Consider the following 25394-nt stretch of genomic DNA (forward strand, 5'->3'; position numbering starts at 1 on the left):
ATTGACTTAAAGCTCCAGGTCCGCCATCGGGTTCATATGGCGAAGCACATTAATCAACACCGCGACCAGAGCACACGCAATAGCGGCAATCACGCCTAGCCGGGCGCCATGCGTAGCGCTTAAATTGAACGAGAGACCGACCAGGGTGGTGCCAAAGCTTTGTCCGAACACACGCGTCGTGGCCTGCATACCCCCTGCGGCCCCGCTACGATGTCGGGGTGATCCGGCCAGCAGGGCACGATTATTGGGTGTTTGAAAGAACCCGAAACCCACGCCACCCAGCAACATGGACAGCGTGAACCACAGGAATGCCGCATTCACCGGTAACAGAATCAGCCAGAGCATGCCCAGGGCAATGCCGCTGGCGCCTATGCCACAAAGAACCGCCACGGCATACCGGTTGGACAGATAGCCCGCGACGGGTGCCATGACGGCCACTCCTACCGACCAAGCCCCAAGCAGCATGCCTACTTCAGCATACGAGTAACCCAGGACTTGCCGGGCGTAAAAAGGCAAGGCTACGAAAGCGGACATCTGGGCGGCAAAAGAGAAAGCCGATGCACCCACCGCATAGGCAATGGGTGTGATACGCAACAGGTCTATGGGCACGATAGGTGCGGTTTGATCGCGCGAGCGGCGCACCAGCACCCAAGCGGCCAGCGCGGCCAGTAACAGGCAAAGTACCGCCTGTAGCGGGTGCTCGACCAGAGCATCCAGGCCTATGATGGACAAGCCGAAGACGGGGATGCTCAGCGCACAGGCCAGCCAGTCGAAGCGACCTCTATTACGCGGTATATCTGGCAGATAGCGGATGCCGAAATAAGCAATCAGGCACAGGGGCAAGGTAATCAGAAATATCCAGTGCCACGATGCCAGTTGCAGAATGAATGCGCCAAGGGTGGGCCCTGCCACCGACATCAGGCCAACCGTCATGGCATTCAGGCTCAGGCCCATGCCCAGTTTGTTCAGCGGATAGATATTGCGCACCAGCCCGCCGAACAGGCACATCAGCATGGCCGACCCCAGTCCTTGCGCCATGCGTGACAGTATCAGGGTGGTCAGGCTGACCGATGCGGCCGAGCCCAAAGACGCTAGCATGAACAAAGTCATGCCCGCCGCAAACATGCGGCGAAAGCCTACCCGCTCGGCGACGGCAGACAAAGGCAGGAGCGACACGACCACAACCAGGTTATAGGCAATCACGACCCAGACGACATCGCCGGGATTGATGCTGAGGGCTTGGGCAATGGCCGGCAGGGCGACGTTGGACATGGTGGCGTCCAGCACCGCAATGGTCAGCGCCAGCAGCAGAGTCGCTGCCGCCCAGTGGCGCCTGGGTGCGTCAAGTCCGTCTGTTAACTCTGCAGAGCTGACCTTTGCAGCGTCCGCCATCAGGCTTTGGGCTTCTTGACCGGGCGGGTCCAGCCTTCGATGGTTTGTTGCGCAGGACGTGAAATGGTGAGCTTGCCGGCTGGCGCGTTACGCGTCAATGTGGTGCCCGCCCCCAGCGTAGCCCCTTGTCCCACCGTTACCGGCGCAACCAGCTGCGTATCGGAACCGATGAAGGCGTCGTCTTCGATGACGGTAAGCGATTTGTTGACGCCGTCGTAATTGCAGGTAATCGTGCCCGCACCAATATTGACGCGCGCGCCGATCCGGGCGTCGCCTATATAAGCCAGGTGATTGGCTTTGGAGCCCTCGCCCAACACGCTTTTTTTGATTTCGACGAAGTTGCCCACATGGGCTTGCGGGCCTATCTGGGCACCGGGACGCAAGCGCGCATACGGGCCTATACGTGCCTCGTCGGCAACCTGCGCTTCCTGGATGTGGCTGAAGGCGTCGATGTGCGTGCCTGCACCAATGACTGCATCTTTGACGACACAGTGCGGTCCAATGCGCACGCCATCGGCCAATTCGACCTTGCCCTCGAAGACGCAGCCCACATCGATAAAGACATCGCGACCGCACACCAGCGAGCCACGCACATCGAAACGGGCTGGGTCAGCCAGCGTGACGCCGGCTTCGAGCAGACGGCGTGCCTGTTCTTGTTGCCAGCTACGCTCGAGCTGCGCCTGCTGTACCCGGCTATTGACCCCCAGGGTCTCCCAGGCATGTGAAGGGTGTGCGGCGTGTACCGGCAGACCATCGAGTACCGACAGACCGACCACATCGGTCAGATAATATTCACCTTGGGCGTTGTTATTGTCTATGCGAGAAAGCCAGTCTTTCAGACGCCCGGTCGGGGCGGCCAGAATCCCTGTATTGACTTCGTTGATGGCATGCTCTGCCGATGTGGCGTCTTTATGCTCGACGATGCGTATGACTTCGTTCTTGTCGTTACGCACAATGCGGCCATAGCCCGTGGGGTCAGACAGTTTTTCAGTGAGTACCGCCATGCCGCTCGCCCGGGCGGCAAGCAAGCCTTGCAATGTGGCTGCCTGCACCAATGGCACATCGCCATACAGCACCAGCGTGGCATCATCGTGGCCACCACCTTCGAGCAGCGCCGGGACGGCCTGCTGTACAGCATGTCCGGTACCCTGCTGCGGGCTTTGGAGGGCGAATTCGATATCGGGTTGGTCGGCAAAAGCCTGTTTGACGCGCTCGGCGCCGTGCCCTACCACCACAATGATGCGATCAGGCGCCAAAGCACGCGCATTGTCGAGCACATGTGCAAGCATGGGCTTGCCCGCCAGCGGGTGCAAAACTTTGGGCAGATTGGACTGCATGCGCTTGCCAAGGCCAGCGGCCAGAATAACGATGTTTAGCATGAAGAATCTTGATCAATAACTAAAAGGCCAGAATACCCGGAAACATAACAAGCGCACACGACACACCCTTTTATTTATTAACTGTCTGTTTCGCCGGATGAACGTGGGCGCTTGCGTGTAACGGTCTTGCCGGCCGCTTTCTTTGCAGGCCGGCGCGTGCCGCCAGAACTGGCTGTTTTCTTGGCCGTCTTGCGCGGCGCACGGCCAAGCGTAGAGCTGGATGAGGTGTGTTCGGACGACTGCCCTGCCGCTTCAGCTCGAGCTGCTTCGGCGCTTTGCAAAGTAGCTGCGGTGGCTGCGGCAAGCGTGTCAAACTGCTTTTGCAGCATGTCCCACCAGCCCTGGGCTGCTGCAGCATTGGCTGTTTGTGCGGGATCAGGCTGTGGCGCTTCAGCGTAATTTGTCTCGCCGGTATTGGATGACTGTGAAGCCGTGGGCCTGGGTTGTTCTTGTGAGGGTTCAGGCGTGTTGCTGGCCGCCGGCGCGGGTGTGATGCCCAACACAACCTCTAGCGGCGAAGGTCCGGTCGAGCCTGCGCCTCCTGCCGAAGTAGCGGAACTGGCCGCAAACGACTTCAAGGTAGCAATGGTTGCCCGCTGCACTTCCAGCCCCTGTATGGTACTGGACAGCATCGACAAATTCATGCGCAGCCAGTTTTCCACCGCCCGCAGATCACTGATACGCCGGTCGAGGTCTTCAATGGACATAGGCGGCGTCAGGGCAGAATGCTCAAACCCTCCGGCACCAGCTAGCCCTTGCCAGGCCTGGCGCATCATTTCCATACTGGCCATCATGGGGTTCTGGGCGAGGTCGCCGCTTTGCCCGAAACCGGGCAGTACAAATGGGTTGTAGGGTTGATTAGCCATGGTGACTCCTTGAAGTCTATATAAGTCCCTGCTCCAGCCTTCTTTGCAAACCTTCCAGCACGACCAACTCGGCTTCACGCGTAAAGGCATCAGTTTCAATCAAAGTCTGCAGTTCGTCCATTCCGACCAGACGGATCTCGCTGACCTCACCATCGAGATTGTTGGGCTTTACGGACTCGCCCAGGACACAATCGCTCACCAATACGTCTTCGACCTGATACCCCTCGGGCAGACGCCTGTGCATGCGCAAGATAATGCGCAGCGGAGACCGGTTTTCAAGATCAGCCGGCTCTAGCCCAGCCTCCTCGTTGCTTTCCCGCAACAGAGAACTGTCAAGGCTTTCGCCCGCTCCCGTCAGCCCCCCCACCAGAGTATCCCATAGTCCCGGATCTGTCGTCTTGGTGGATGCTCGCCGGGCTATCCAGAGCCTTCCATCAGGCGACCAGGCGTTCAGATGCACCGCCTTGGTCAGCAAGCCCAACGGCCGAACAGCGGCGCGCTCAATGGCGCCCAGACGGCGTCCTTCGCCTATCACATCAAGTAGCTCATTGCGCCAGCCACGCAAACAACCGGTATCTTTCAGGGAGGCTGCAAGCCTTGCCAATACAGCGTTTAGCGGCATGCGATGGCTGGGCGCAGCCGTTATATGGACAGCCTCGTCTTCGACATGAACGCCGGGCAACTCGGACAGGTGTCCGGTCGCCTTGGCGGTAATCCAGCCGGCCACGCGGCCTGACACCGTCAGGGGGCGCGAACCCTTTGGCGGCAACTGTTGAATTCGTTTGATTAATTGTCGGTAACGGGCCTGGACAACAGGCGCCAGTGCGCGGGCGTGTGCATCTTTCATGCAATAATTGTAGTGTAAGCCTGCCCGTTCATGCCTTGTTTTTAACCGCACCCAGCACAGAGCCAGCCCACGGTCAGCTCGAGTTCGCTATAATTCTGCGGTCTTTAAGTAAATTCGAGCAGGTAGTTGCGGCTTTGTCATTTTAAGCCTGCCGTCCAATAATTGTGTGCTCATTCGGCGTTATTTCGATCCATTTGTTTGATCAGAATCAACGTTTGGGTAGGGCGCGTCGTATTTCGAGGTCAGCATGAAGAAGTTGAGAGGGTTACTGGGCACTGGCGCATTGCTCATGGCAGGTGTAGCCAGTGCACAAATCAAGGATATGCCCGGAGGCCCAGGAGTTAATCAGCTCAATCTCCATCCAGGGGTCACATCAATTCAGCACGACATTGTATGGATTCACTGGATGATGCTCATCATCTGTGCCATCATTTTCGTGGGTGTGTTTGGGGTGATGTTCTACTCCATCATCATGCACCGCAAATCACGTGGCGCGGTTCCGGCCAAATTCCACGAGCACCTCGGCATCGAAGTCGCCTGGACAGTCATTCCCTTTCTCATCGTCATCGGCATGGCCCTACCCGCCACGCGCACCGTTGTCGCCATGAAAGACACGTCCAGCTCAGACCTGACCGTGAAGGTAACCGGCTACCAATGGAAATGGGGCTACGAATATATTGATGGCCCTGCCCAAGGTGTCAAGTTCCTGTCCAATCTCGCTACGCCTCGCGCCCAAATCGAAGGCACTGAACCGCGCAGCAATACTTATCTGCTTGAAGTCGATAACGAAATGGTCGTGCCGGTCAACAAGAAAGTGCGCGTTGTACTGACCTCCAACGATGTCATTCACTCGTGGATGATTCCCCATTTCGGCGTCAAGCAAGACGCCATGCCTGGCTTCCTGCGCGACACATGGTTCCGCGCCGAAAAAATCGGTGTCTATCGTGGTCAATGTGCTGAGCTCTGTGGTAAAGATCATGCTTTCATGCCTATTGTGGTCAATGTGGTTTCACAAGAAGACTACGAAAAATGGGCTGCAGACAAAAAGAAAGCACTAGCTGCCCTGGCTGATGATCCCAACAAAGAGTGGACCAAAGACGAACTCGTCGCCCGAGGCAATACTGTCTTTACGGCAAACTGTGTGGCCTGCCACCAGGCCAACGGCCAAGGCATTCCGGGTACTTTCCCAGCCCTGGACGGTGACGAAAAGTATGTGCTCGGTCCAATGAAAGACCAGATTCTTACCGTGCTTAACGGTCATCCGGGAACCGCCATGGCGGCCTTCCGCGATCAATTGAACGACGTCGAAATCGCAGCTGTCATTACCTACACCCGCAATGCCTGGAGCAACGCCGGCAAGGGTAAAGACCCCGTTGTTCAGCCGTCTGATGTCAAAGCCTTGCGCTAAACCATTGTCGCGTGTAAAACGAATTTGAATATTTCTTACCGGGCTGCCTTAAAGCGGCATCCCGGATAAGCAGGAAGGAGTCCACAATGAGCAGTGTTACTGCCGATCACGTCTCAGGCCACGGCCACGACGACCACGACCACAAACCACACGGCTGGCGCCGCTGGCTATTTGCCACCAACCACAAAGACATCGGTACCATGTACCTGACGTTTTCGTTCACCATGCTGCTCGTAGGCGGCGTGCTGGCGCTGTTGCTGCGTACAGAACTGTTTTCACCAGGTCTGCAGTTCTTTCAGCCTGAGCTGTTCAATCAGTTCACCACCATGCACGGCCTGATCATGATTTTCCTCGCCATCATGCCGGCATTCGTGGGCTTTGCCAACTGGATGATCCCGCTGCAAATCGGTGCCTCCGACATGGCCTTTGCGCGCATGAACAACTTCAGCTTCTGGCTGCTGCCGATCGGCGCCACCCTGATGCTGGTATCGTTTTTCGTGCCTGGCGGCGCCAATGCCGCCGGCTGGACCATGTACGCGCCGCTGTCCCTGCAAATGGGTCCTGGCATGGACTTCGGTATTTTTGCCGTTCACATCCTGGGCGCGTCGTCCATCATGGGTGCCATCAATATCGTCGTCACAGTGTTGAACATGCGTGCACCAGGCATGACCCTGATGAAAATGCCGCTGTTCTGCTGGACCTGGCTGATTACCGCTTACCTGCTTATCGCCATCATGCCGGTCCTGGCTGCCGCAGTCACCATGCTGCTCACCGACCGTCACTTTGGCACATCGTTCTTTAACGCCGCAGCTGGTGGCGATCCTGTTCTGTATCAGCACGTGTTCTGGTTCTTCGGTCACCCCGAAGTCTACGTGATGATTCTGCCGGCCTTTGGTATCGTGTCCTCTGTAGTACCTGCCTTCTCGCGCAAGCTGCTGTTTGGCTATGCGTCCATGGTCTATGCAACGGCTGCCATCGCCATTCTGTCCTTCCTGGTCTGGGCTCACCACATGTTCGCCACGGGCATGCCGGTAACGGGTCAGCTGTACTTCATGTACGCTACCATGCTCATTTCCATCCCCACAGGCGTTAAGGTGTTCAACTGGGTTGCCACCATGTGGCGCGGGTCCCTGACCTTCGAAACCCCCATGCTGTTCGCCATTGGCTTTATCTTCGTGTTCACCGTAGGCGGTTTTACCGGCCTGATTCTGGCCGTGGCACCTATCGACATCGCCGTCCACGACACCTATTACGTGATCGCTCACTTCCATTATGTGATGGTGGCCGGTTCGCTATTCGGCATGTACTCGGGCGCCTACTACTGGTTGCCCAAGTGGACGGGCCGCATGTACAGCGAAAAGCTGGGCAAATGGCACTTCTGGACCAGCATGATCTCGTTCAACATTACCTTCTTCCCCATGCACTTCCTGGGGCTGGCCGGTATGCCACGCCGTTACGCCGATTACGCTGCACAGTTCACTGACTTCAACGAAATCGCTACCATTGGCGCCTTCTTCTTCGGTTTTTCGCAGCTTATCTTCCTCTACCTGGCCATCAGGGCCTGGAATGGCCACGGCGAACCCGCTCCCGCCAAGCCATGGGAAGGCGCAACAGGTCTCGAATGGTCTGTACCTTCGCCCGCGCCTTTCCATACTTTTGTAACGCCCCCAGTAGTCAAATAAGGCATAGTCAATGACACCAGAACAACGCCGGAAAAACCGCAAAACAGCAATTGCACTGCTAGTCTTTGTAATTGCAGTCATAGCGTGGACTTTCTGGCGTGGTGGATCCTTAGGGGGCTGATGGCATGAGCGAAGACATCAAGCAACTTTCCCAGCGCAAGCTCAATTTCTTTCAAACCCTGAAAGCGGTAGCCTGGGGATTCTTCGGGGTGCGCAAGGGAGCAGGCTATGCTGAAGACATCAGCAAGCTCAACCCGGTTCATCTAATCATTGCCGGCGCCATCGCCACTCTGTTTTTCGTAGTTGGGCTTGTTATGGCGGCCCGGTGGTTCATTGGCTATTTCACAAACTAATAATATTTTTTATTCAATAATTCGCAGGAGAACACCATGAGTGCAGGACACATGGCTCAGGGCAAAGAGGCACCTTACTATTACGTGCCCGCCGAATCAGTCCATCCCGTACGGGCAAGTATTTCGTTGCTCATGACGCTGCTGGGCGCCGCGCTTTGGATCAACAGCTATGCGGCAGGTTTCTGGCTTTTCCTGGCCGGCATACTCTGTCTGTTTGTCGTGCTATATGGCTGGTTCGGCGATGCCATTCGCGAATCCGAAAGCGGGATCAACAGCGTGCGGGTCGATCACTCCTACCGCTGGAGCATGGCTTGGTTCATTTTTTCAGAAGTCATGTTTTTCGCGGCGTTCTTTGGATCGCTGTGGTATGTCCGCGAAGTCACGACTCCCTGGCTCAGCAACCTTGATCACCAGACTCTGCTATGGCCCAACTTTACCGGCACTTGGCCCAACCTAGGTCCCGCAGGCGTCGTACCCGAGTTCAAAACGGTAGGCCCCTTCTGGCTGCCCACCATTAATACGGCATTGCTGCTGACCTCAGGCCTGACCCTGACCATCTCGCACCATGCACTGCGCGCAAGTCATCGCGGCAAAGCCATTTTCTGGCTGGCCCTGACCGTAATCCTGGGCTTCACCTTTGTGGCCTGCCAGGCATACGAATACCATCACGCCTACCAAGAGCTGAACCTGCGTTTCGATTCGGGTGCTTATGGCGCACTGTTTTACATGCTGACGGGCTTCCACGGCTTCCACGTCATCTTGGGTGCCACCTTCCTGACCGTCATTCTGTTCCGCCTGATTCGTGGCCACTTCACCGCCGATCATCATTTCGGCTTCGAGGGCGCCGCTTGGTACTGGCACTTTGTTGACGTTGTGTGGCTGGGCTTGTACCTGTTTGTGTACTGGTTCTAAGCCGCAGCAGTAACAGAACGGAAAACGCCGCCATGCTGGTACCAGCATGGCGGCGCAGTTCAAAAAAGAACCCACTGCACCTTCTTGCTGCCTGCCAAGAAGGCCTTTTTAAAGCTTTATCACTTCCAGATTAGATCAGCGCGCGGCAATCCCGGTGCTTTCTATCCAGCCCATGTGGTGCGCGAACAGCACAAACAGAAACAGGGCGATCGACAAACCTATACGTACTGTCAGGGCATTGACCGTACGGTTGGTGCCACCCTTATCGCGCATGAGGTATACCAGTGCAGAAGCCAGGCTTCCTATAATCCCCAGGAAAGCTAGGATCACGATATAACGCATTGTTTGGCCTCCGGTTAAACTTGCAATTTTACAGACATGGCACGCTTACACACCATTTATCGCACATTGTTCGCCCTGCTGTTGCTGGGTATTGTGGCGATCGTGTGTGCCTCACTGGGCAACTGGCAATTGGATCGCGCCGCCCAGCGTATTGCCATCAAGCATGCAATCGACAGCGGGCGTAACAGCCCGCCGCTACACATCGAGCCTAATACGCCACCCCAGGCACTGACACCATGGCGCCCTGCCAGTGCGCACGGCGTCTGGCGCCACGAATTCACTGTACTGCTGGAAAACCGCAATTACCAGGGGCGCCCTGGCTATTGGGTAGCCACACCCCTGATGCTCGACCCCGCTACAGCTGTGCTGGTGCTGCGCGGATGGTTGCCACGGCCGGCATCCATAGAACAACCCCTGCCGCCGATTCCCACACCCAATGCCGAGCAAACCATTACCGGCGAACTGCTGAGCAGAGTGCCCAGGCTGTTCGAACTCAGCGGCGCTACACAATTGCCTGCTCACTTGCCCGACCCCGCAAACACCTTGCCCCGCGTACAAAACCTGGGGCTGGATGCTTATGCCGCCGCAACTGGCTTAAAATTCATACCGGCAGTCCTGGCGCAAACCGCCGATGCAGCCCAAGCCCAGGACACAGCCAGCACACCACTGCTGCGCGAGTGGCCCGAACCATCCCTGGATGCCGACAAAAACAAGGGCTATGCCCTGCAGTGGTTCAGCTTCGCCGCCATTGCCGCCATTGCGTGGCTGGTTATCGCCTGGCGTGCCCTACGCCGGCGACACTAACCGGAAACTTTTTAAGGAACTTTAGTGGTCAGCAATACCCCCGTCACGCCCGATCAAGCCCGCCGCCCTCGCTCGATATGGCCGCTGTACCTGATTGTGATCATGAGCCTGGCACCGTTGGTGCTTGCCCTGCTGGCATACTACGTGCCCGCGCTGGGGTTGCGCCCCAGCGAACATAGCAACTACGGTAAGCTGATACAGCCGCAACGCCCAGTGCCCGATGCTTCCACACTGCCGCTGCGCACGCTCGATGGCAATCCCTTTGAACTTTCCAGTCTGGACGGTAAATGGATACTGGTCAGCGCTGATAGCGCCGCCTGCCCGGAGTCTTGTGTACGAAAGCTATTTATTCTGCGCAATTCGCACGCCAGCCAGGGCAAGAACGTCGAGCGCCTGGCGCGCGTATGGTTCATCACCGACGATCAAGAAATACCTGACCAGGTCATGAAAGCCTACAAAGGCACCCATATGCTGCGGGTCGACCCCGCAAAACTCGCCGCCTATTTGGCGCCACAAGCCACAGCGGCCGACCGTGAAGCAGCGCTGAAAGCCCCAATGTGGATTATCGATCCGCTGGGCAACCTGATGATGCAGTTCCCCGCCGATGCCGACCCGATCTCGGTGCGCGACGATATCAGAAAGTTGATACGCAACTCACGCATAGGCTAGGACACATCAATGAGCTTGCGTAACGCAACAGAACGCACAATTGCGCGTTACCGGAAACTGGTTTTCATGACTTGGTTCCTGACACTGGACCTGATCATGTTCGGCGCCTTCGTGCGCTTGACCGATTCTGGCCTAGGCTGCCCCGACTGGCCAGGCTGCTACGGCAAGATCACGCCCATAGGGGCCAGTAATCACATTGAACAGGCCCTGCAAGCCATGCCTTACGGGGCGGTCAGCTTCTCCAAAGCCTGGATCGAAATGATCCACCGCTATGTGGGTTCCTTGCTGGGCATGATGATCATCGGGATTGTCTACCTGGCCTGGCGCTACCGTCGTGAGCTGGGCAATACACCGCGCCTGGCTATCGTCACTCTGGTTGCTGTCTGTGTACAGGGTGCTTTTGGTGCCTGGACGGTCACGCACAAACTCATGCCTATCGTCGTGACGACTCACCTGCTGGGCGGCATGACGCTGCTGGCTCTTATGACCTGGCTGGCCGCACGCGAAAAAACTCATCCTCCCGTCTCAAGAGAGGCAAGGCGCTGGCTGCCCTGGATGGCCGGAGGTCTGGCCGTGCTATTTGTCCAGATAGCCCTGGGCGGCTGGGTCAGCACCAACTATGCCGCCCTGGCCTGCATGGACTTCCCGACTTGCCACGGCCAATGGCTGCCCAAAATGGATTTTGAGGGCGGATATTCGTTGATACGCGGCCTGGGCTTACTACCCTCGGGTGAAATGATTTCCCAATATGCCCTGACAGCCATCCACTGGACGCATCGCAATTTTGCCTTTTTGGTGTTTGCCTATCTGGGCATACTGAGCTGGAAAATGCGGCATGAATCCGGTCTGGCGGGCCCGGCCCGACTGATGCTGGTTCTGCTCATCGCCCAGTTGCTTACCGGCCTGACCACTATCTTCTTCCAGTGGCCGCTACTGATCGCCGTGCTGCACAATGGCGGCGCCGCCGGCCTGGTTCTGACCGGCGTCACCCTCGTTTTACGCCTTTCCGGCTCGCAACCGACTAAAATACCAGCATGACATCCATTCCTGCTCCTTCCCAGTCTCTTCTTCGTCAATACTTGGTATTGACGAAGCCCAGGGTGACCCAACTGGCTGTGTTCTGTGCCGTCATAGGCATGTTCCTGGCCTCCCCCGGTATGCCCGAGCTTGGAGTTGTAGTGGCGGCCACAGTGGGTATCTGGCTGCTGGCAGCCGCCGCCTTTGCAGTCAACTGCCTGATCGAGCAGGAAATCGACGCACGCATGCTGCGTACGGCTAGGCGCGCCACGGCGCGCGGCACCATCAGCAATACCCAAGTCATCGTATTTTCGGGCATGCTGGGTGGCCTGGGTATGGTCGTGCTCTACCATATGGTGAACCCCCTGACCATGTGGCTTACATTTGCCACTTTTGTGGGTTATGCCATTATCTACACCATGGTGCTTAAGCCCCTCACGCCACAAAACATCGTGATTGGGGGTTTGTCGGGCGCCATGCCACCGGCCCTGGGATGGGCCGCCGTGGCTAACGCCGTACCAGCCGAAGCCTGGACACTGGTACTTATCATCTTTATCTGGACGCCCCCTCATTTCTGGGCGCTGGCCCTGTATCGTAATAATGATTACGCCAAGTCTGGTCTGCCCATGCTGCCGGTCACACATGGCAAGCAGTTCACGCGCCTGCATATTCTGCTTTACAGCTTTGCTCTGTTTGCCGCGACCCTGTTGCCTTACATCGTCCGCATGAGCGGCATGTTCTATCTGTGCGCAGCAGTCATCCTCAGCGGCATGTTCATCATGTATGCCTGGCGCTTGTACAAGGCGTACTCCGACGAGCTCTCACGCAAGTTGTTTCGTTTTTCCATTTTGTATCTGGCCCTACTCTTCGGGGCCTTGCTGATCGATCACTGGATCATGCTATTTTGATCTTTTCTCCGGAAATCTTATGTCTGTGTTTTCAAGCAAGCGTCGCACCTTAATCTCTGCCGCTGCCATGGTGGCGCTTACCCCTCTGCTAAGCGCCTGCGGCAAGGAAGAGCCGACTTTCATCGGCTCCGATATCACCGGCACTGAATTGGGCAAGGACCTGGCCATGGTCGATGGCTCGGGCCAGTTACGCACTCTGACTGATTACAAAGGCAAGGTTGTCGTCGTATTTTTTGGCTTTACCCAATGCCCCGACGTCTGCCCCACCGCCATGGCGGAATTGTCCCAAACGATGGAGTTGCTGGGCGAGAATGCCGCCCAAGTACAAGTCTTGATGATCAGCGTTGACCCGGAGCGCGATACACCCGAGATTTTGTCCGCATATGTATCGGCCTTCAATCCGGATTTCGTCGGCCTGACCGGAACGCCGGAACAGCTCAGCACCACCGCCAAGTCGTTCAAGACCTACTACGCCAAATCACCGGGTGCGACACCCGAACAATACTCCATGGACCACGCCTCGTCCTTCTACATTATTGACCAAGAAGGCGAAGCCCGCGTCCTGATCAGCGGCAATGCGTCGGCCCAGGATATTGCCAACGATATCAATCAGTTGCTTTAGACCCGAGGGGGTCGCTCCCGGCAACCATGCCAGCATCCGGCTCGGCCGGACTATTGTCCGTTCCCGGGCTGTTCCGTTCGGGCAAGGGCTCATACTGACGCTGTCCTGACTGGAACTCCTGCCAAACCGTCAGCGCGCGCAAACGCTGTTTGGCGATAGTTTCCACTTTTTCCCTGAGTATCGAATCGCGCTCGAGCAAAGTGTCCAGATCGCCTTCAAGCAGCATGAGTAGCCGGCTGTATCCCAACGATGTTGCCTTGGCTTCAAACTCAGTGTCCGTCAGCAAGGCCATCTCGCCAAACATTTCACCCGTCCCCAACTCTACTGTGGTGGTGTCGGGCAAATGCAGGGTAACGGCTCCGGAGGCCACGATATACATGGCCCTGCTGCGCCCCACTTGCAACCTGATACGCTGGTTTGGCACCGCCAGACGAGGCTTAAGTAGCTTGCTGATAAGCGCCAGCTCTTCAGGAGAAAGGTCCTGGAACAAAGGCACATGGCCGATCAGCTCTCGGGCACTCATGGCTATATCGAGGGGCGGATGCTTCTGTACATGCTCCCAGCGCAAATCTATTTGCTTGATCAGATCCGAATACATTTCACCGGTAATCAGGAACTGCGCCAACATGTCGCGATAGCGCAGACGCTCAAGCGCACGCGCCATGCGACCCAAATAGGCTTCTTGCAACCATTGCGCAAACACGGGATATTGCAGATTCATGGCTTGCAGGGAGTTTTCCAGCAGTACCAGCCTGCGCTTGTGGGCCCCGATAATAATATCAGTCGCCTCGGTACCCAACAACGGCTTGAGTTCTTTCTCGGCAAAGCGTATCAGCTGCTGTGCCACCGACCGCTTGCTCATCAGGTTGGTAAAACGTTTGGACAGTTCACGCCTGAGCCATTCCTGAAAACCAAATAGATAATGTATCCGCAAAGCCAGGCGAAACCCCTGCGAATAACGCAGATCGGCGGCAATAGCGGCCTCAAAGCCCTGCAATCCACCTGCGCGTACCGCGTCACTCAGGCGCTCGGCCCTGGCCAACAATGACTCTGCCGTACGCCATTCGACTATCTGGGCTTTCAGCGTATCAAAGAACAGCTCCTCTTCGCGTGCAGCAACCACCGCCAGACCCATCGACACCTTTTGATCCAGGGAAAGCCGCTCGATTTCTCCACCATCGACACTGGCCAGTGTGGCATCGAATACCGATTGCACCCGTGCACGCGCATCCAGTCCGATATTGTCGTACTCGGCGATTTCATCGGTTTTCTCCCGCAGGTCTTCCAGAGCCACCACCACCGCCTGGTTGCGCAAGGTCCGCTCAAACGGCGACAGCTGATTGAGCCTTAGATGCCCAATGAGTTTTCTGAGGCTGACACCATTCACGAACAAGGTCATGAGCACAAAGCCTGTAGTCGCCACGGCAATGAACTGACGTGCTTCGTAGGGCACATTATGCTGTTCTGTCACGGCCAGCGCCAAGGCCAGGGATACCGCACCACGCAAGCCGCCCCACCACATCACGACCCGGTAGGCCGGACTCACCTTGGTACCGAAACGAGTCAGGCCCAGCAAGGGCAGCACGCCAAATACCATTAACGCCCGGGCAAGCAGTGTCACGGCAAAAACCAGCAGCACCAGCCCCACCTGCGTCCAGGTGATATCTTCCATCATGCGCGGAATCAGCATGGCTGCAAAAACGAAAATAAGAGAGTTGGCCCAGAAGCCAAACTGTGACCAGGCGCCGGACAACTGCTCGAAGGTCGCCGGCGACATACGTGTACGACCGCTGGAACCCACCACCAGACCAGCAATCACGGTGGCCACCACACCCGAGACACCTAAATAATGATCGGAAATATAAAAAGTCAGGTAGGCCAGAGCGATGGTCAGGGTAATTTCAGCCGTAGGCCAGCCCCGCAACCAGATGAACAGCCTGCAGGCCAGCCGACCCATCAGAAAACCGGCTATACCCCCTCCAATAAAGCCGAAGGCAAAGCTGTAGAAGATTTTGCCGGACGACAACGTCCCGCCTCCCGCCAGGACCGTCAACAGCACCGAGTACAGGGCAATGGAGGCCGCATCATTGAACAATGACTCGCCTTCGACCAGCGTGGTTAACCGTTTGGGAGCACCCACTTCCCGAAACACACCCACCACAGCTACCGGATCAGTCGTAGCCACGATGGCGCCCAGCATCAGGCAAACCGCCAGGCTATAGCCAGACACCGAATTGATGGAAAAGCCCACGGCAACCGTACATACTACGACAGCGACAATCGCCATCATGAGAATGGGTCCTATGTCGTCCAGCAATCGCCGCACATTGATCGACAACGACGTCTCGAAAAGCAGTATGGGTAAAAATACAAATAGAAAGGTTTCCGACGACACCTCGAAATCTTGCAGCGAATCAAGAAAGTCGGACACCACCAGGGGCGCCCAGCCGTGCACGTGAATGATCAGGCCCAGAACAAATCCGACTATGGCCAGCAACACCGAATAGGGTAAACGCAAGCGGCCGGCCAGCGGTGGCATGAACGACACCAGGGCCAGCAAGCCCGCCAGTCCAAAAACCAGGTGTCCTATCTGCATCTAAACATCCTTGTACATGTGGCAACGTAGCCAATTTACAAGGATATCGCTTTTTTTATCACGATAGGCGCCGCGTCAGGACTTATTCTTTATGCCGGACCATCACTGGCTGAAGAGGATAAAAAATGGGACACCTGAAAAGGTGTCCCATAAAACGTCCGCTTCAAAAGGGAGGGGAAGAGGAGAAGCCGAAGCGGACGATGAACAATGCCTCGCGCATCGTAGGCAAACACATCGTTCATGCAAGATTAGTCAGGATAAATAGAAATAAGTTCTACTTCTATCTGCCGGAGGTGTAAAAGAGTATTTCGGGATTTTTGGTGCCCGACGGCGCACCGCAGCCGTAGAGGCTGGCCTTGATGGCCAGCCCGCTTTGGCTCAACCTGCCAGCGATACGCGCAGTTTTTTGAATGCTGCCGCTTCGATTTGGCGGATGCGTTCGGCTGAAACACCGAACTCGGCTGCCAGTTCATGCAAGGTTGCACCACCGTCGTCTTGCAGCCAGCGCGCCCGAACAATGCGGCGAGAGCGCTCGTCGAGAACATCGAGGGCATCAGCCAGCCCGGAACCCTGCAGAGCGTCGTAGGCACGACGCTCGAGTACTTGCGAGGGCTCTTGCTGCCCTTCGTCGGACAAATAGGCAATCGGGGCGTAGCCGTCTTCGTCGTCATGGCTTTCAAGGGCGAATTCCCGGCCAGACATACGGACTTCCATTTCGCTGACGTCTTCGGGGCGCACATTAAGCTCGCGCGCAATGTTATTGACCTGTTCGGTGTCGAGCGTTTGGCCATCGGGACGCATACGGCGCAGGTTGAAGAACAATTTGCGCTGCGCCTTGGTCGTGGCAACTTTGACCAGGCGCCAGTTACGTACGATGTATTCGTGGATTTCAGCCTTGATCCAGTGCACGGCGAAAGACACCAGACGCACCCCGCGATCGGGGTCAAAGCGTTTTACCGCTTTCATCAGGCCTACATTGCCTTCCTGGATGAGATCGGCATGCGCCAGCCCATAGCCCAGATACTGGCGCGCTATGGAAACCACCAGACGCAAATGCGAAGTGATCAGTTGCCGCGCGGCATCGAGATCATCTTGTTCGCGCAGACGCTTGCCCAAGCTCGTTTCTTCCTCTTGCGTGAGCATGGGCAGGCGATTGACGGCGCTGATGTAGGCCTCGATCGTGCCTAACGCACCTGGATTGGAAATTGCCATGGCCAATTGGTTATTGGACAGGGTCAAGGATTGCGAGCTGTGAGTCATCGGACGAGCAGTCCTCCTGAAAAAACGATACTGATTGCACTATATTAGCACTCTGTACAACAGAGTGCTAATGTCGGTGACGCCTTTGCATGAGATATACAGTAAGATCGTTTTTTCCATGAAAAGTTCATGTTTAACACCGATTTTGACCTTTTATCGAGACAAATTCATGTCATTCAGAAAACTCGCCCTTTTCGCCGCCCTATATGTCGCCATTGGCCTTGCTCCTGCCGCTCCGGGCTACGCTCAGGTCAAGATAGGTGTTGTCACCTCGGCCACCGGTCCCACGGCCATGGTCGGTATTCCGCAAAAAAATACAGTCCCCCTGCTGCCCACTCGCATCGGCGGCCTGAGCGTCGAATATATTTCGCTGGATGATGCCAGTGACCCCACAAAAACGGTCACCAGCATCAAGAAACTGCTGAGTGAAGAGAAAATTGATGCCCTCATTGGCCCCACCGGTTCGCCTAATGCCATGAGCGTCATCCAGTTCATGGCTGAAACCGGCACACCTATGCTGGCGCCTGTAGGCACGGCATCGGTCGTACTACCCATGACGCCGGAAAAAAAATGGGTGTTCAAGACCACTCAAAATGACGATATTATTGCCAGGGCGCTGGTTGACCACATGGTCCAGTCCGGCGTCAAGACGGCTGGCTTCATTGGCTTCAATGATGCCTATGGCGAAAACTGGCTGAAAGTATTTACCGAGCTGGCTCAGCAAAACAATATCAAGCTCGTTGCCGTAGAACGCTACCAGCGCTCTGACAGCTCCGTCACCGGCCAGGCGCTCAAAGTATTATCGGCCAAGCCTGATGCCGTGCTGATTGCCGGGACCGGCACAGCTGCCGCACTGCCACAAACCACGCTGGCCAAACAGGGCTACAAAGGCACCTTCTATCAAACTCATGGCGCAGCCCTCCCTGCCTTCCTGAAACAGGCGGGCGATGCCGCCGAAGGCACCATATTGGCTGCCAGCCTGATGCTGGTACTGCCCGAAATCGCCGACACCAATCCTGCCAAGAAAAACGCCCAGGATTACATCAAGCGCTATCAGGACATGTACGGCGAGAAACCCGCCACCTTCGGCGCCAATGTGTACGACGCAGGCATGCTGCTTGAACAAGCCATCCCGCAAGCCGCCAAAGTCGCCAAACCTGGCACCAAAGCGTTTCGCAGTGCGCTGCGTGATGCTTTGGAACAGACCAAAGAGCTGGTGGCCACCCAGGGTGTCTACAACATGAGTCCAGAAGACCATAGCGGCTTCGACGAGCGAGGCCGTGAATTGATCACCGTGCAAGACGGTCAGTGGAAACTGCTGAAGTAAACGCTATATGAAAACGGCCCTTTCGATGAAAGGGCCGTTTTTTTACAAGACCTGACCATGGATCCGGTCGATTAGCCACCCCGCAGACGCTCTGCGTGGAAGTCGATATGGTCCTGCATGAAGGTCGAGATAAAGTAATAACCGTGGTCGTACCCGTCGTGGCGGCGCAGTATCAGCGGCTGCCCGGCATGTGCGCACGCAGCCTCGAACGCCTCTGGGTGCAACTGTTCGGCCAGAAAACCATCAGCCATGCCCTGGTCTATCAGTATGCCGCGCGGAAATGGGTTCTGCGACTTTTCCATCAGTAGCGAGGCATCGTGATCGCTCCAGGCCTGACGATCAGGTCCTAAGTAGCCCGTGAACGCTTTTTCACCCCAGGGGCATCGAGTGGGCGCGGCAATCGGTGCAAAAGCGGACACCGACTGGAACTTGTCGGAATGCTTTTGCGCCAGTACCAGGGCGCCGTGCCCTCCCATCGAATGGCCGAAAATCCCTGCACAAGCCGCCAGCCCCGGCAAGATTGTGGTAACGATATCGAACAACTCATCAGCCACATAGCTTTCCATGCGATAGTGACGGCTCCAGGGCTCTTGCGTAGCATCCAGGTAAAACCCGGCACCTGTGCCAAAGTCCCAGCTATCGTCCTCGCCGGCAATGCCGGCTCCGCGCGGACTGGTGTCGGGCGCCACCAGCATCAGGCCGTGTTGAGCAGCAATGCGCTGCGCGCCACCCTTGATCATGAAGGTTTCTTCGGTGCACGTCAGGCCGGCCAGATAAAACAATACGGGTACGCGCCCTTCCTGGGCCTGCTGCGGGATGAACACCGAAAAACGCATGGGCAAGCCTACCGTTTCGGCATTGTGCTGGTAGTAGCGCTGCACGCCGTCGAAACAGCGATGCTCGCTCAGCAGCTCAAGGTCTTCTAGTTTGAGGCTGGACATCAGTACACCACCACGGAGCGTATGGACTCGCCTCGCTTCATGAGGTCGAAGCCATCATTGATTTGATCCAGAGCCAGTGTGTGGGTGATCAGATCGTCGATATTGATCTTGCCATCCATATACCAGTCGACAATTTTTGGCACGTCGGTGCGGCCCCGTGCGCCACCAAATGCCGAACCTTTCCATTCGCGGCCTGTAACCAGCTGGAAGGGCCTGGTTGCAATTTCGGCGCCCGCCTCGGCTACCCCGATAATAATGGACTGGCCCCAGCCGCGATGGCAGCATTCCAGAGCCTGGCGCATGACCTTGGTATTGCCTATGCATTCGAACGAATAGTCAGCACCGCCGTCGGTCAGCTGAATAATGTGGTCAACGACGTTTTCGACCTCGTTCGGGTTGATAAAGTGGGTCATGCCGAACTTACGCGCCATGGCTTCGCGTTCGGGGTTCAGGTCTACGCCTATGATTTTGTCGGCCCCCACCATTTTGGCGCCCTGGATGACGTTCAGCCCTATGCCACCCAGTCCGAACACCACCACATTGGTACCCGCCTCGACCTTGGCCGTAAACAGGACCGCACCCAAGCCTGTTGTGACACCACAGCCTATATAACAAACCTTGTCGAAAGGGGCATCGTTACGTATTTTGGCGAGTGCGATCTCGGGCACCACGATGTGATTGGAGAATGTGGAGGTGCCCATATAGTGATGCACGGGCTTGCCGCCGACCGTGAAGCGCGACGTGCCATCAGGCATCAGACCCTTGCCTTGCGTAGCACGTATGGCGGTGCACAGATTAGTTTTGCGTGAAAGGCAGGACTTGCACTGCCGGCATTCGGGCGTGTAAAGAGGAATGACATGGTCGCCCGCCTTGAGCGAGGTAACCCCAGCACCCACTTCAAGCACCACTCCGGCACCCTCGTGCCCAAGAATCGACGGAAAAATGCCTTCAGGATCAGCGCCCGACAAGGTGTAATAGTCGGTATGGCAAATTCCGGTCGCCTTGATTTCGACCAATACTTCGCCCGCCTTGGGGCCGGCCAGTTCAACGTCTTCGATGGTCAGTGGCGCACCCGCCTTCCAGGCAATTGCCGCTTTCGTTTTCATACCCGCTCCTGATGACTATTTGCAAACCACGGCGCGTGTCAGCAGCGCCATGGACAAGATGGACAAATCCATCGACTTTCATGATGTTAAACGAAAAAAAACGACGATGTTCCAACAATACGCGACGTTAGGACGAGCTTTGGGTTTTGGATCAGTATTCCGATGATTTCCCGGTCAGCGCCACCCCAAAACGCAGCAGAAAATAAGAGCATGCATCAATCCAGCGGCCCAGCAGGCCGCGCTGCTCGAGGCTCTGCCCGGTGACACGTTGTGCATTGGCCTGGATTTCTATTTCAAGTGCATTGGTGAGCTCCAGGGCGAAATCCGCATCGCGTACGTATACGTTGGCCTCACGTGCCAATAAGAGGCTGAAGGGGTCAAGGTTCGAAGAACCCACCATGGTGCAGTCGTCCAGTACAGCTACCTTGGCATGCAGATAGCTTGCCATGTATTCATAGAGTTCTATGCCGTCGTCCAGCAGCTTGCCATACATGTACCGGCAAGCCCTATACTGCATCGCGTATTCAGACCTGCCCTGCAACAACAGCCGCACACGCACACCGCGCTGTGCCGCCTGCTCCAGCACCTTGAGCAAGCGGCGCCGAGGAAAAAAATAGGCGTTGGCAATCAGGATTTCTTTTTCGGCATGCCGGACGGCGGTCAGGTATACGTTTTCGATTGACTGGCGGAATCGTATGTTATCGCGCAGCAGCAAGGCGGCGCGCAGACCGGTATCGAATTCCGGTTGCCTGATCTTGCGCCGCGACTGCATCCATTGCCTTACGTTCTTCAGACGCTGATAAAAGGCCTCCCAATCGTCACGCCTGCGCCAGGCCATGCGCAACCACAAACTGCGCTGAGCCCTGGACACATCGTCAACAATCGGGCCCTTCAGGCTGACCGCGAAGTCAAAACGCGGACGCGGGCCCTGGCCATCATCCGGAACATCGACGTAATCATCCAGAATATTGATGCCACCAACAAACGCCAGGGCGTTATCCACCGTCGTGACCTTGCGATGCAACCGTCGCAAACGTCGCAAATTGAAGCGTATGGTTTGCAGACCAGAGGGTTCGGGTCTGTATACCCGAAACTGGGCGCCCATATCGGCCAGTTGCCGGGTAATGTCGCGGGCATGGTCCTGGCTGCCAAAGCCATCGATGACCACACGTACTTTGACGCCGCGCTCACACGCCTGCCGCAAGTGATCGAGCACCTGCCGGCCGGTTCGGTCGAGATTGAAAATATAAGTTTCCAGGTGTACGGAGACGCGTGCCGCAGCTATGGCCTCACACAAAGCAGGGAAAAACTCCTTGCCGTTATGCAGGAGGTCAATCTGGTTGCCGTCGTGCCATTTCAGACGCACGTCTTTGCTTGCCATACACCTACCCTACCGGGATTGAATGAGCCTACAAGCCCATCAGCTCAAGTATCGAGCCGCTTAGCGCCGAATGCGAGTCTTGCAGATCCATCAGTATATTGAAATGATTGGCGCCTGGGACTTCGAGCACACGAACGGGATATTCCTGGTCCCGCCAGGCCGATGCGTACATCTGGCTTTGTCGCTTGAATTCGTCTGTTTCATGTTCGCCCCAGGCCACCAACAAAGGACAGCCACCCTGCCTGGGCAAATGAAATATCGGGCTCATGCTCTGCGCCAGCTGAGCATCAAGCTGGGCCCATGCGTTGATATGGGTGTGCAGCAATGGCCGCAGATCGAACAGGCCGCTGATAGGGCTGGCGCTATGCACGATATCGTCAGGTACATCCAGTGCTGCCTGCCATCCTCTCGCCACCAACATGCCTGCAAGATGCCCTCCGGCAGAACTGCCGCTGACGTGAATGCGGCTGGCATCGCCATGATAACGGTCGATATGCTTGTATACCCAGGCCAGGGCGCGACGGCACTGGTCAACGATATGTGGCAGTGTAACGGCCGGAGCCAGCGAATAATTGACCGTCACCACAGTGGCGCCGGCTGCGGTAAAAGCGGGCGCCATGAAAGAAGAGTCGTCTTTCGACAGTGCCCGCCAATAGCCGCCATGAATAAACACGAACACCGGCGCCCCTGCCAGAGCTGCCGGAAAAATGTCCAGCGTTTCGTCTTGATGAGAACCATAAGGCACCGACAGCTCGCCATGCACTTGCTGGCGTGCCACTACGCTGCTGTCGACATATTCCTGAAGAAAAGGCAGGCAGTCGGGCACCGATGCCCGGGCGTTGTATTGCCGATCTATTTCCTCGACCGTATAGGCCATGGGGTTGGCATCTGGAGCGAACATGGTCAGGGTAGCTCCAGTTCGGCGTAAAGCGGGGCATGGTCTGAAATCTGTTTCCAGGGCACGCCCTGCAAGACACGAGCTTTGCGCACCGCAAAGCCGCGCTGGTAGATGCGATCAAGCCGCAACCATGGAAACGCTGCCGGAAACGTACGCGGCGGCGGCGTCATGCGTGCCGCGCCGTTGATCCCCAGTTCGTGCACATTTGCAGCAAGCGGTGCCGGCTGTACGCCTCGCAAGGAGTTGCGCAGCCGTGTCACCGAATGGCGCAACAGGCGCGGACCCGACTCGTAATGAGGCGCGATGGCAAAGACTTCGTATAAGCCCAGCTGCTGTACAAACAACGGGGCCAACCGATTGCTCCAATCATTGAAGTCGCCCGCAATCAGCATAGGTTCGTCTGCCGGCACCAGGCGCTTGATACGTTCGACCAAAGCCGCAACCTGGCGCGAACGCCCCCCGGCGAACAAGCCCAGATGCACAACCAGGCAATGCACCGACGCATCGTCTATTTCGATCAGCGCATGCAATAGCCCACGCTGTTCGAGCCGATGATCGGAGATATCCTGGTTTTCGTGCTGCAGGATCGGAAAGCGCGACAGCAAGGCATTGCCATGATCGGTATGTGGCCGTACGGCATTGCAGCCATAGGCGGCATGCATATCCAGGGCCGCCGCCAGGTATTCGTGCTGCGTATCGAGGCTAAGACGCTGCTGGTTGCGCCCCTGGACCTCTTGCAGAAAAAGCAGGTCGGGGTGCAGGCCATACAGACCGAGTCGTAAGTCAGCCAACGATTCCCGGCCGCCCGTCGCCGAGCGGCCTTTGTGTATGTTGTAACTGACGACCCGGATGACTGACACCCGCTCCCTCCTGTTGACTACCTCTTATTACTTTACTTCGGTATTACGCAAGCGAATATGCAATTCACGCAATTGTTTCTCGTCGACGGCAGACGGTGCCTGGGTCAACAAGCATTGGGCACGCTGCGTTTTGGGGAAGGCAATGACATCGCGGATGGATTCGGCCTTGGCCATCATGGTGACCAGGCGATCGAGACCAAAGGCCACACCACCATGCGGAGGTGCACCATACTGGAGAGCATCAAGCAGGAAACCAAACTTGGTACGCGCTTCTTCGGCGTCGATATTCAGCGCCTGGAACACCTTGGTCTGCACGTCGGCGCGGTGAATACGCACCGAACCACCACCTATTTCCCAACCGTTGAGCACGAGGTCGTACGCCTTGGCCAGGGCGCTGGCCGGATCTGTTTCGAGCAGGTTCTCGTGGCCGTCTTTGGGGCTGGTAAAAGGATGGTGCGCGGCAAAGTAGCGGCCTTCTTCCTCGTCGTATTCGAACATGGGGAAGTCAACCACCCACAGCGGTTTCCAGCCGGCTTCTAACAAACCATTCTGCTGACCGAACTCACTGTGGCCGATCTTGACGCGCAAGGCGCCAATCGCGTCGTTGACCACCTTGGCCTTGTCGGCACCAAAAAAGATCAGGTCGCCGCTTTGCGCACCAGTGCGTTCGATGACTTTGCTCAGGGCATCAACATTGATGTTCTTGACGATGGGTGACTGCAGGCCTTCGGGAATGGACGCGGCGTCATTGACCTTGATATAGGCCAGGCCTTTGGCGCCATAGATGGACACAAACTTGGTGTAGGCATCGATTTCACTGCGAGGCATGCTGGCGCCGCCAGGAATACGCAAAGCCACGACACGGCTGGCCGGGTCGTTGGCGGGTGCCGAAAACACCTTGAACTCGACGTCCTGCATGAGATCGCCCACGTCGACGAACTCTAGCTTGACACGCAGATCGGGCTTGTCGGAGCCGTAGCGGTGCATGGCTTCTTCCCACGCCATGGTGGGAAATACCGCAGGCAGTTCGACGTTTTGTACATGAGCAAAGACATGACGGATCATGCCCTCGAAAATTTCGCGAATCTGCTCTTCGTTCAGGAAGGAGGTTTCGCAGTCGATCTGGGTGAACTCGGGCTGACGGTCGGCACGCAAGTCTTCGTCGCGGAAGCATTTGGTGATTTGATAGTAGCGGTCGAAGCCAGAGACCATCAGCATTTGCTTGAACAGCTGAGGCGACTGCGGCAAGGCAAAAAACTGCCCGTCATTCACGCGTGAAGGTACCAGGTAGTCGCGCGCGCCTTCAGGTGTGCTTTTGGTCAGCATGGGTGTTTCGATATCGATGAAGCCCAGGTTGTCCAGATATTTGCGCACCTCAATGGACACGCGATAGCGCAGCATCAGGTTTTGCTGCATTTGCGGCCGACGCAGGTCGAGCACCCGATGAGTCAGGCGGGTGGTTTCAGACAGATTGTCATCGTCGAGCTGGAACGGCGGTGTCACCGACGCGTTGAGCACTTCGATCTCGCGGCACAAGACCTCGATTTCACCCGACTTCAAATCGGGATTGCTGGTGCCTTCGGGGCGCAAACGCACCAGTCCGGTCACGCGCACGCAAAATTCGTTGCGTATGTGTTCAGCGGTGGAGAAAGCCTCGACATTATCGGGGTCGACCACAATCTGCGCCAAACCCGCACGATCACGCAGGTCGATAAAAATCACACCGCCATGATCGCGGCGACGATGAACCCAACCAAACAATGTGACTGTCTGGTCAAGATGTTCTTTACTGACCTCGCCGGTATAGCAGGTACGCATCAAGGA

General features: G+C 56.6%; 23 protein-coding genes. 10 read left to right on the top strand and 13 right to left on the bottom strand.

Annotation, left to right across the window (positions count from 1 at the left end; translation table 11 throughout):
• Nucleotides 1–6: 6 nt before the first annotated feature.
• The 4 genes from ERD84_RS02740 to ERD84_RS02755 all read right to left on the bottom strand — a co-directional run bounded on the left by ERD84_RS02740 (nucleotide 7) and on the right by ERD84_RS02755 (nucleotide 4484).
• On the bottom strand, nucleotides 7–1392 hold the full coding sequence (locus ERD84_RS02740; protein ID WP_130038032.1) for an MFS transporter: 1386 nt from the start codon (nucleotides 1390–1392) through the stop codon (nucleotides 7–9).
• Entirely contained in the window at nucleotides 1392–2771 is a 1380-nt protein-coding gene (glmU, locus tag ERD84_RS02745; RefSeq protein ID WP_130038034.1) for a bifunctional UDP-N-acetylglucosamine diphosphorylase/glucosamine-1-phosphate N-acetyltransferase GlmU, read from the bottom strand. Before glmU ends, ERD84_RS02740 begins: the two co-directional genes overlap by 1 nt.
• Nucleotides 2772–2848: 77 nt before the next feature.
• Nucleotides 2849–3637, bottom strand: coding sequence for a PhaM family polyhydroxyalkanoate granule multifunctional regulatory protein (locus tag ERD84_RS02750; protein WP_130038036.1), 789 nt, complete (start codon nucleotides 3635–3637; stop codon nucleotides 2849–2851).
• A 16-nt stretch (nucleotides 3638–3653) separates the two neighbouring features.
• The gene (locus ERD84_RS02755; protein WP_130038038.1) at nucleotides 3654–4484 is read right to left on the bottom strand and encodes an NUDIX hydrolase; all 831 of its coding nucleotides are present in this window, start codon (nucleotides 4482–4484) and stop codon (nucleotides 3654–3656) included.
• A 247-nt stretch (nucleotides 4485–4731) separates the two neighbouring features.
• Here ERD84_RS02755 and coxB point away from each other — a divergent pair, with 247 nt between their 5' ends.
• The 4 genes from coxB to ERD84_RS02775 all read left to right on the top strand — a co-directional run bounded on the left by coxB (nucleotide 4732) and on the right by ERD84_RS02775 (nucleotide 8839).
• Nucleotides 4732–5892: a cytochrome c oxidase subunit II gene (gene coxB, locus ERD84_RS02760; RefSeq protein WP_130038040.1), complete on the top strand. Its 1161-nt coding sequence runs from the start codon at nucleotides 4732–4734 to the stop codon at nucleotides 5890–5892.
• A gap of 86 nt (nucleotides 5893–5978) precedes the next feature.
• A complete protein-coding gene (ctaD, locus tag ERD84_RS02765; protein ID WP_130038042.1) occupies nucleotides 5979–7574 on the top strand; it encodes a cytochrome c oxidase subunit I in 1596 nt (531 codons plus the stop codon).
• A gap of 125 nt (nucleotides 7575–7699) precedes the next feature.
• Nucleotides 7700–7927 carry a DUF2970 domain-containing protein gene (locus ERD84_RS02770; protein ID WP_130038044.1) on the top strand — a complete coding sequence of 76 codons (228 nt, stop codon included), beginning with the start codon at nucleotides 7700–7702 and terminating at the stop codon, nucleotides 7925–7927.
• 36 nt (nucleotides 7928–7963) lie between these two features.
• A complete protein-coding gene (locus ERD84_RS02775) occupies nucleotides 7964–8839 on the top strand; it encodes a cytochrome c oxidase subunit 3 (protein WP_130038046.1) in 876 nt (291 codons plus the stop codon).
• A gap of 135 nt (nucleotides 8840–8974) precedes the next feature.
• Here the strand turns inward: ERD84_RS02775 and ERD84_RS02780 are convergent, their stop codons facing one another.
• A complete protein-coding gene (locus tag ERD84_RS02780) occupies nucleotides 8975–9181 on the bottom strand; it encodes a twin transmembrane helix small protein (protein WP_130038048.1) in 207 nt (68 codons plus the stop codon).
• 36 nt (nucleotides 9182–9217) lie between these two features.
• Between ERD84_RS02780 and ERD84_RS02785 the strand changes: the two genes are divergently transcribed.
• The 5 genes from ERD84_RS02785 (at nucleotide 9218) to ERD84_RS02805 (ending at nucleotide 13201) form a co-directional block, all read left to right on the top strand.
• A complete protein-coding gene (locus ERD84_RS02785) occupies nucleotides 9218–9985 on the top strand; it encodes an SURF1 family protein (protein WP_130038050.1) in 768 nt (255 codons plus the stop codon).
• Nucleotides 9986–10087: 102 nt separating this feature from the next.
• The gene (locus ERD84_RS02790) at nucleotides 10088–10654 is read left to right on the top strand and encodes an SCO family protein (RefSeq protein ID WP_245150625.1); all 567 of its coding nucleotides are present in this window, start codon (nucleotides 10088–10090) and stop codon (nucleotides 10652–10654) included.
• A gap of 9 nt (nucleotides 10655–10663) precedes the next feature.
• Nucleotides 10664–11692 carry a COX15/CtaA family protein gene (locus ERD84_RS02795; protein WP_130038054.1) on the top strand — a complete coding sequence of 343 codons (1029 nt, stop codon included), beginning with the start codon at nucleotides 10664–10666 and terminating at the stop codon, nucleotides 11690–11692.
• Nucleotides 11689–12579, top strand: a complete 891-nt coding sequence (cyoE, locus tag ERD84_RS02800; RefSeq protein WP_130038056.1) for a heme o synthase — start codon at nucleotides 11689–11691, stop codon at nucleotides 12577–12579. The genes ERD84_RS02795 and cyoE overlap by 4 nt, the downstream gene beginning before the upstream one ends.
• 19 nt (nucleotides 12580–12598) lie before the next feature.
• On the top strand, nucleotides 12599–13201 hold the full coding sequence (locus ERD84_RS02805; RefSeq protein WP_130038058.1) for an SCO family protein: 603 nt from the start codon (nucleotides 12599–12601) through the stop codon (nucleotides 13199–13201).
• Here the strand turns inward: ERD84_RS02805 and ERD84_RS02810 are convergent.
• Together ERD84_RS02810 and rpoH are read right to left on the bottom strand one after the other, a co-directional pair.
• The gene (locus ERD84_RS02810; protein ID WP_130038060.1) at nucleotides 13185–15797 is read right to left on the bottom strand and encodes a cation:proton antiporter; all 2613 of its coding nucleotides are present in this window, start codon (nucleotides 15795–15797) and stop codon (nucleotides 13185–13187) included. The genes ERD84_RS02805 and ERD84_RS02810 overlap by 17 nt on opposite strands.
• Nucleotides 15798–16175: 378 nt before the next feature.
• The gene (gene rpoH / locus ERD84_RS02815) at nucleotides 16176–17057 is read right to left on the bottom strand and encodes an RNA polymerase sigma factor RpoH (RefSeq protein ID WP_130038062.1); all 882 of its coding nucleotides are present in this window, start codon (nucleotides 17055–17057) and stop codon (nucleotides 16176–16178) included.
• Between the two features lie 169 nt (nucleotides 17058–17226).
• Here rpoH and ERD84_RS02820 point away from each other — a divergent pair, with 169 nt between their 5' ends.
• Entirely contained in the window at nucleotides 17227–18384 is a 1158-nt protein-coding gene (locus ERD84_RS02820; RefSeq protein WP_130038064.1) for an ABC transporter substrate-binding protein, read from the top strand.
• Between the two features lie 71 nt (nucleotides 18385–18455).
• Here the strand turns inward: ERD84_RS02820 and fghA are convergent, their stop codons facing one another.
• The 6 genes from fghA to aspS form a co-directional block, all read right to left on the bottom strand.
• On the bottom strand, nucleotides 18456–19325 hold the full coding sequence (gene fghA / locus ERD84_RS02825) for an S-formylglutathione hydrolase (protein ID WP_130038066.1): 870 nt from the start codon (nucleotides 19323–19325) through the stop codon (nucleotides 18456–18458).
• Nucleotides 19325–20431 (bottom strand): S-(hydroxymethyl)glutathione dehydrogenase/class III alcohol dehydrogenase, encoded by a 1107-nt coding sequence (locus ERD84_RS02830; RefSeq protein ID WP_130038068.1) that lies wholly within the window; start codon nucleotides 20429–20431, stop codon nucleotides 19325–19327. Before ERD84_RS02830 ends, fghA begins: the two co-directional genes overlap by 1 nt.
• Nucleotides 20432–20582: 151 nt before the next feature.
• Nucleotides 20583–21812, bottom strand: coding sequence for a cardiolipin synthase ClsB (gene clsB / locus ERD84_RS02835; RefSeq protein ID WP_130038069.1), 1230 nt, complete (start codon nucleotides 21810–21812; stop codon nucleotides 20583–20585).
• A gap of 28 nt (nucleotides 21813–21840) precedes the next feature.
• Nucleotides 21841–22713, bottom strand: a complete 873-nt coding sequence (locus tag ERD84_RS02840; protein WP_130038071.1) for an alpha/beta hydrolase — start codon at nucleotides 22711–22713, stop codon at nucleotides 21841–21843.
• Between the two features lie 2 nt (nucleotides 22714–22715).
• On the bottom strand, nucleotides 22716–23570 hold the full coding sequence (locus ERD84_RS02845) for an endonuclease/exonuclease/phosphatase family protein (protein ID WP_130038073.1): 855 nt from the start codon (nucleotides 23568–23570) through the stop codon (nucleotides 22716–22718).
• A 27-nt stretch (nucleotides 23571–23597) separates the two neighbouring features.
• The gene (gene aspS / locus ERD84_RS02850; protein WP_130038863.1) at nucleotides 23598–25388 is read right to left on the bottom strand and encodes an aspartate--tRNA ligase; all 1791 of its coding nucleotides are present in this window, start codon (nucleotides 25386–25388) and stop codon (nucleotides 23598–23600) included.
• Between the last annotated feature and the right edge of the window lie 6 nt (nucleotides 25389–25394).

The organism is Pollutimonas harenae (assembly GCF_004153685.1).
GTDB classification, from domain to species: Bacteria; Pseudomonadota; Gammaproteobacteria; order Burkholderiales; family Burkholderiaceae_B; genus Pusillimonas_C; species Pusillimonas_C harenae.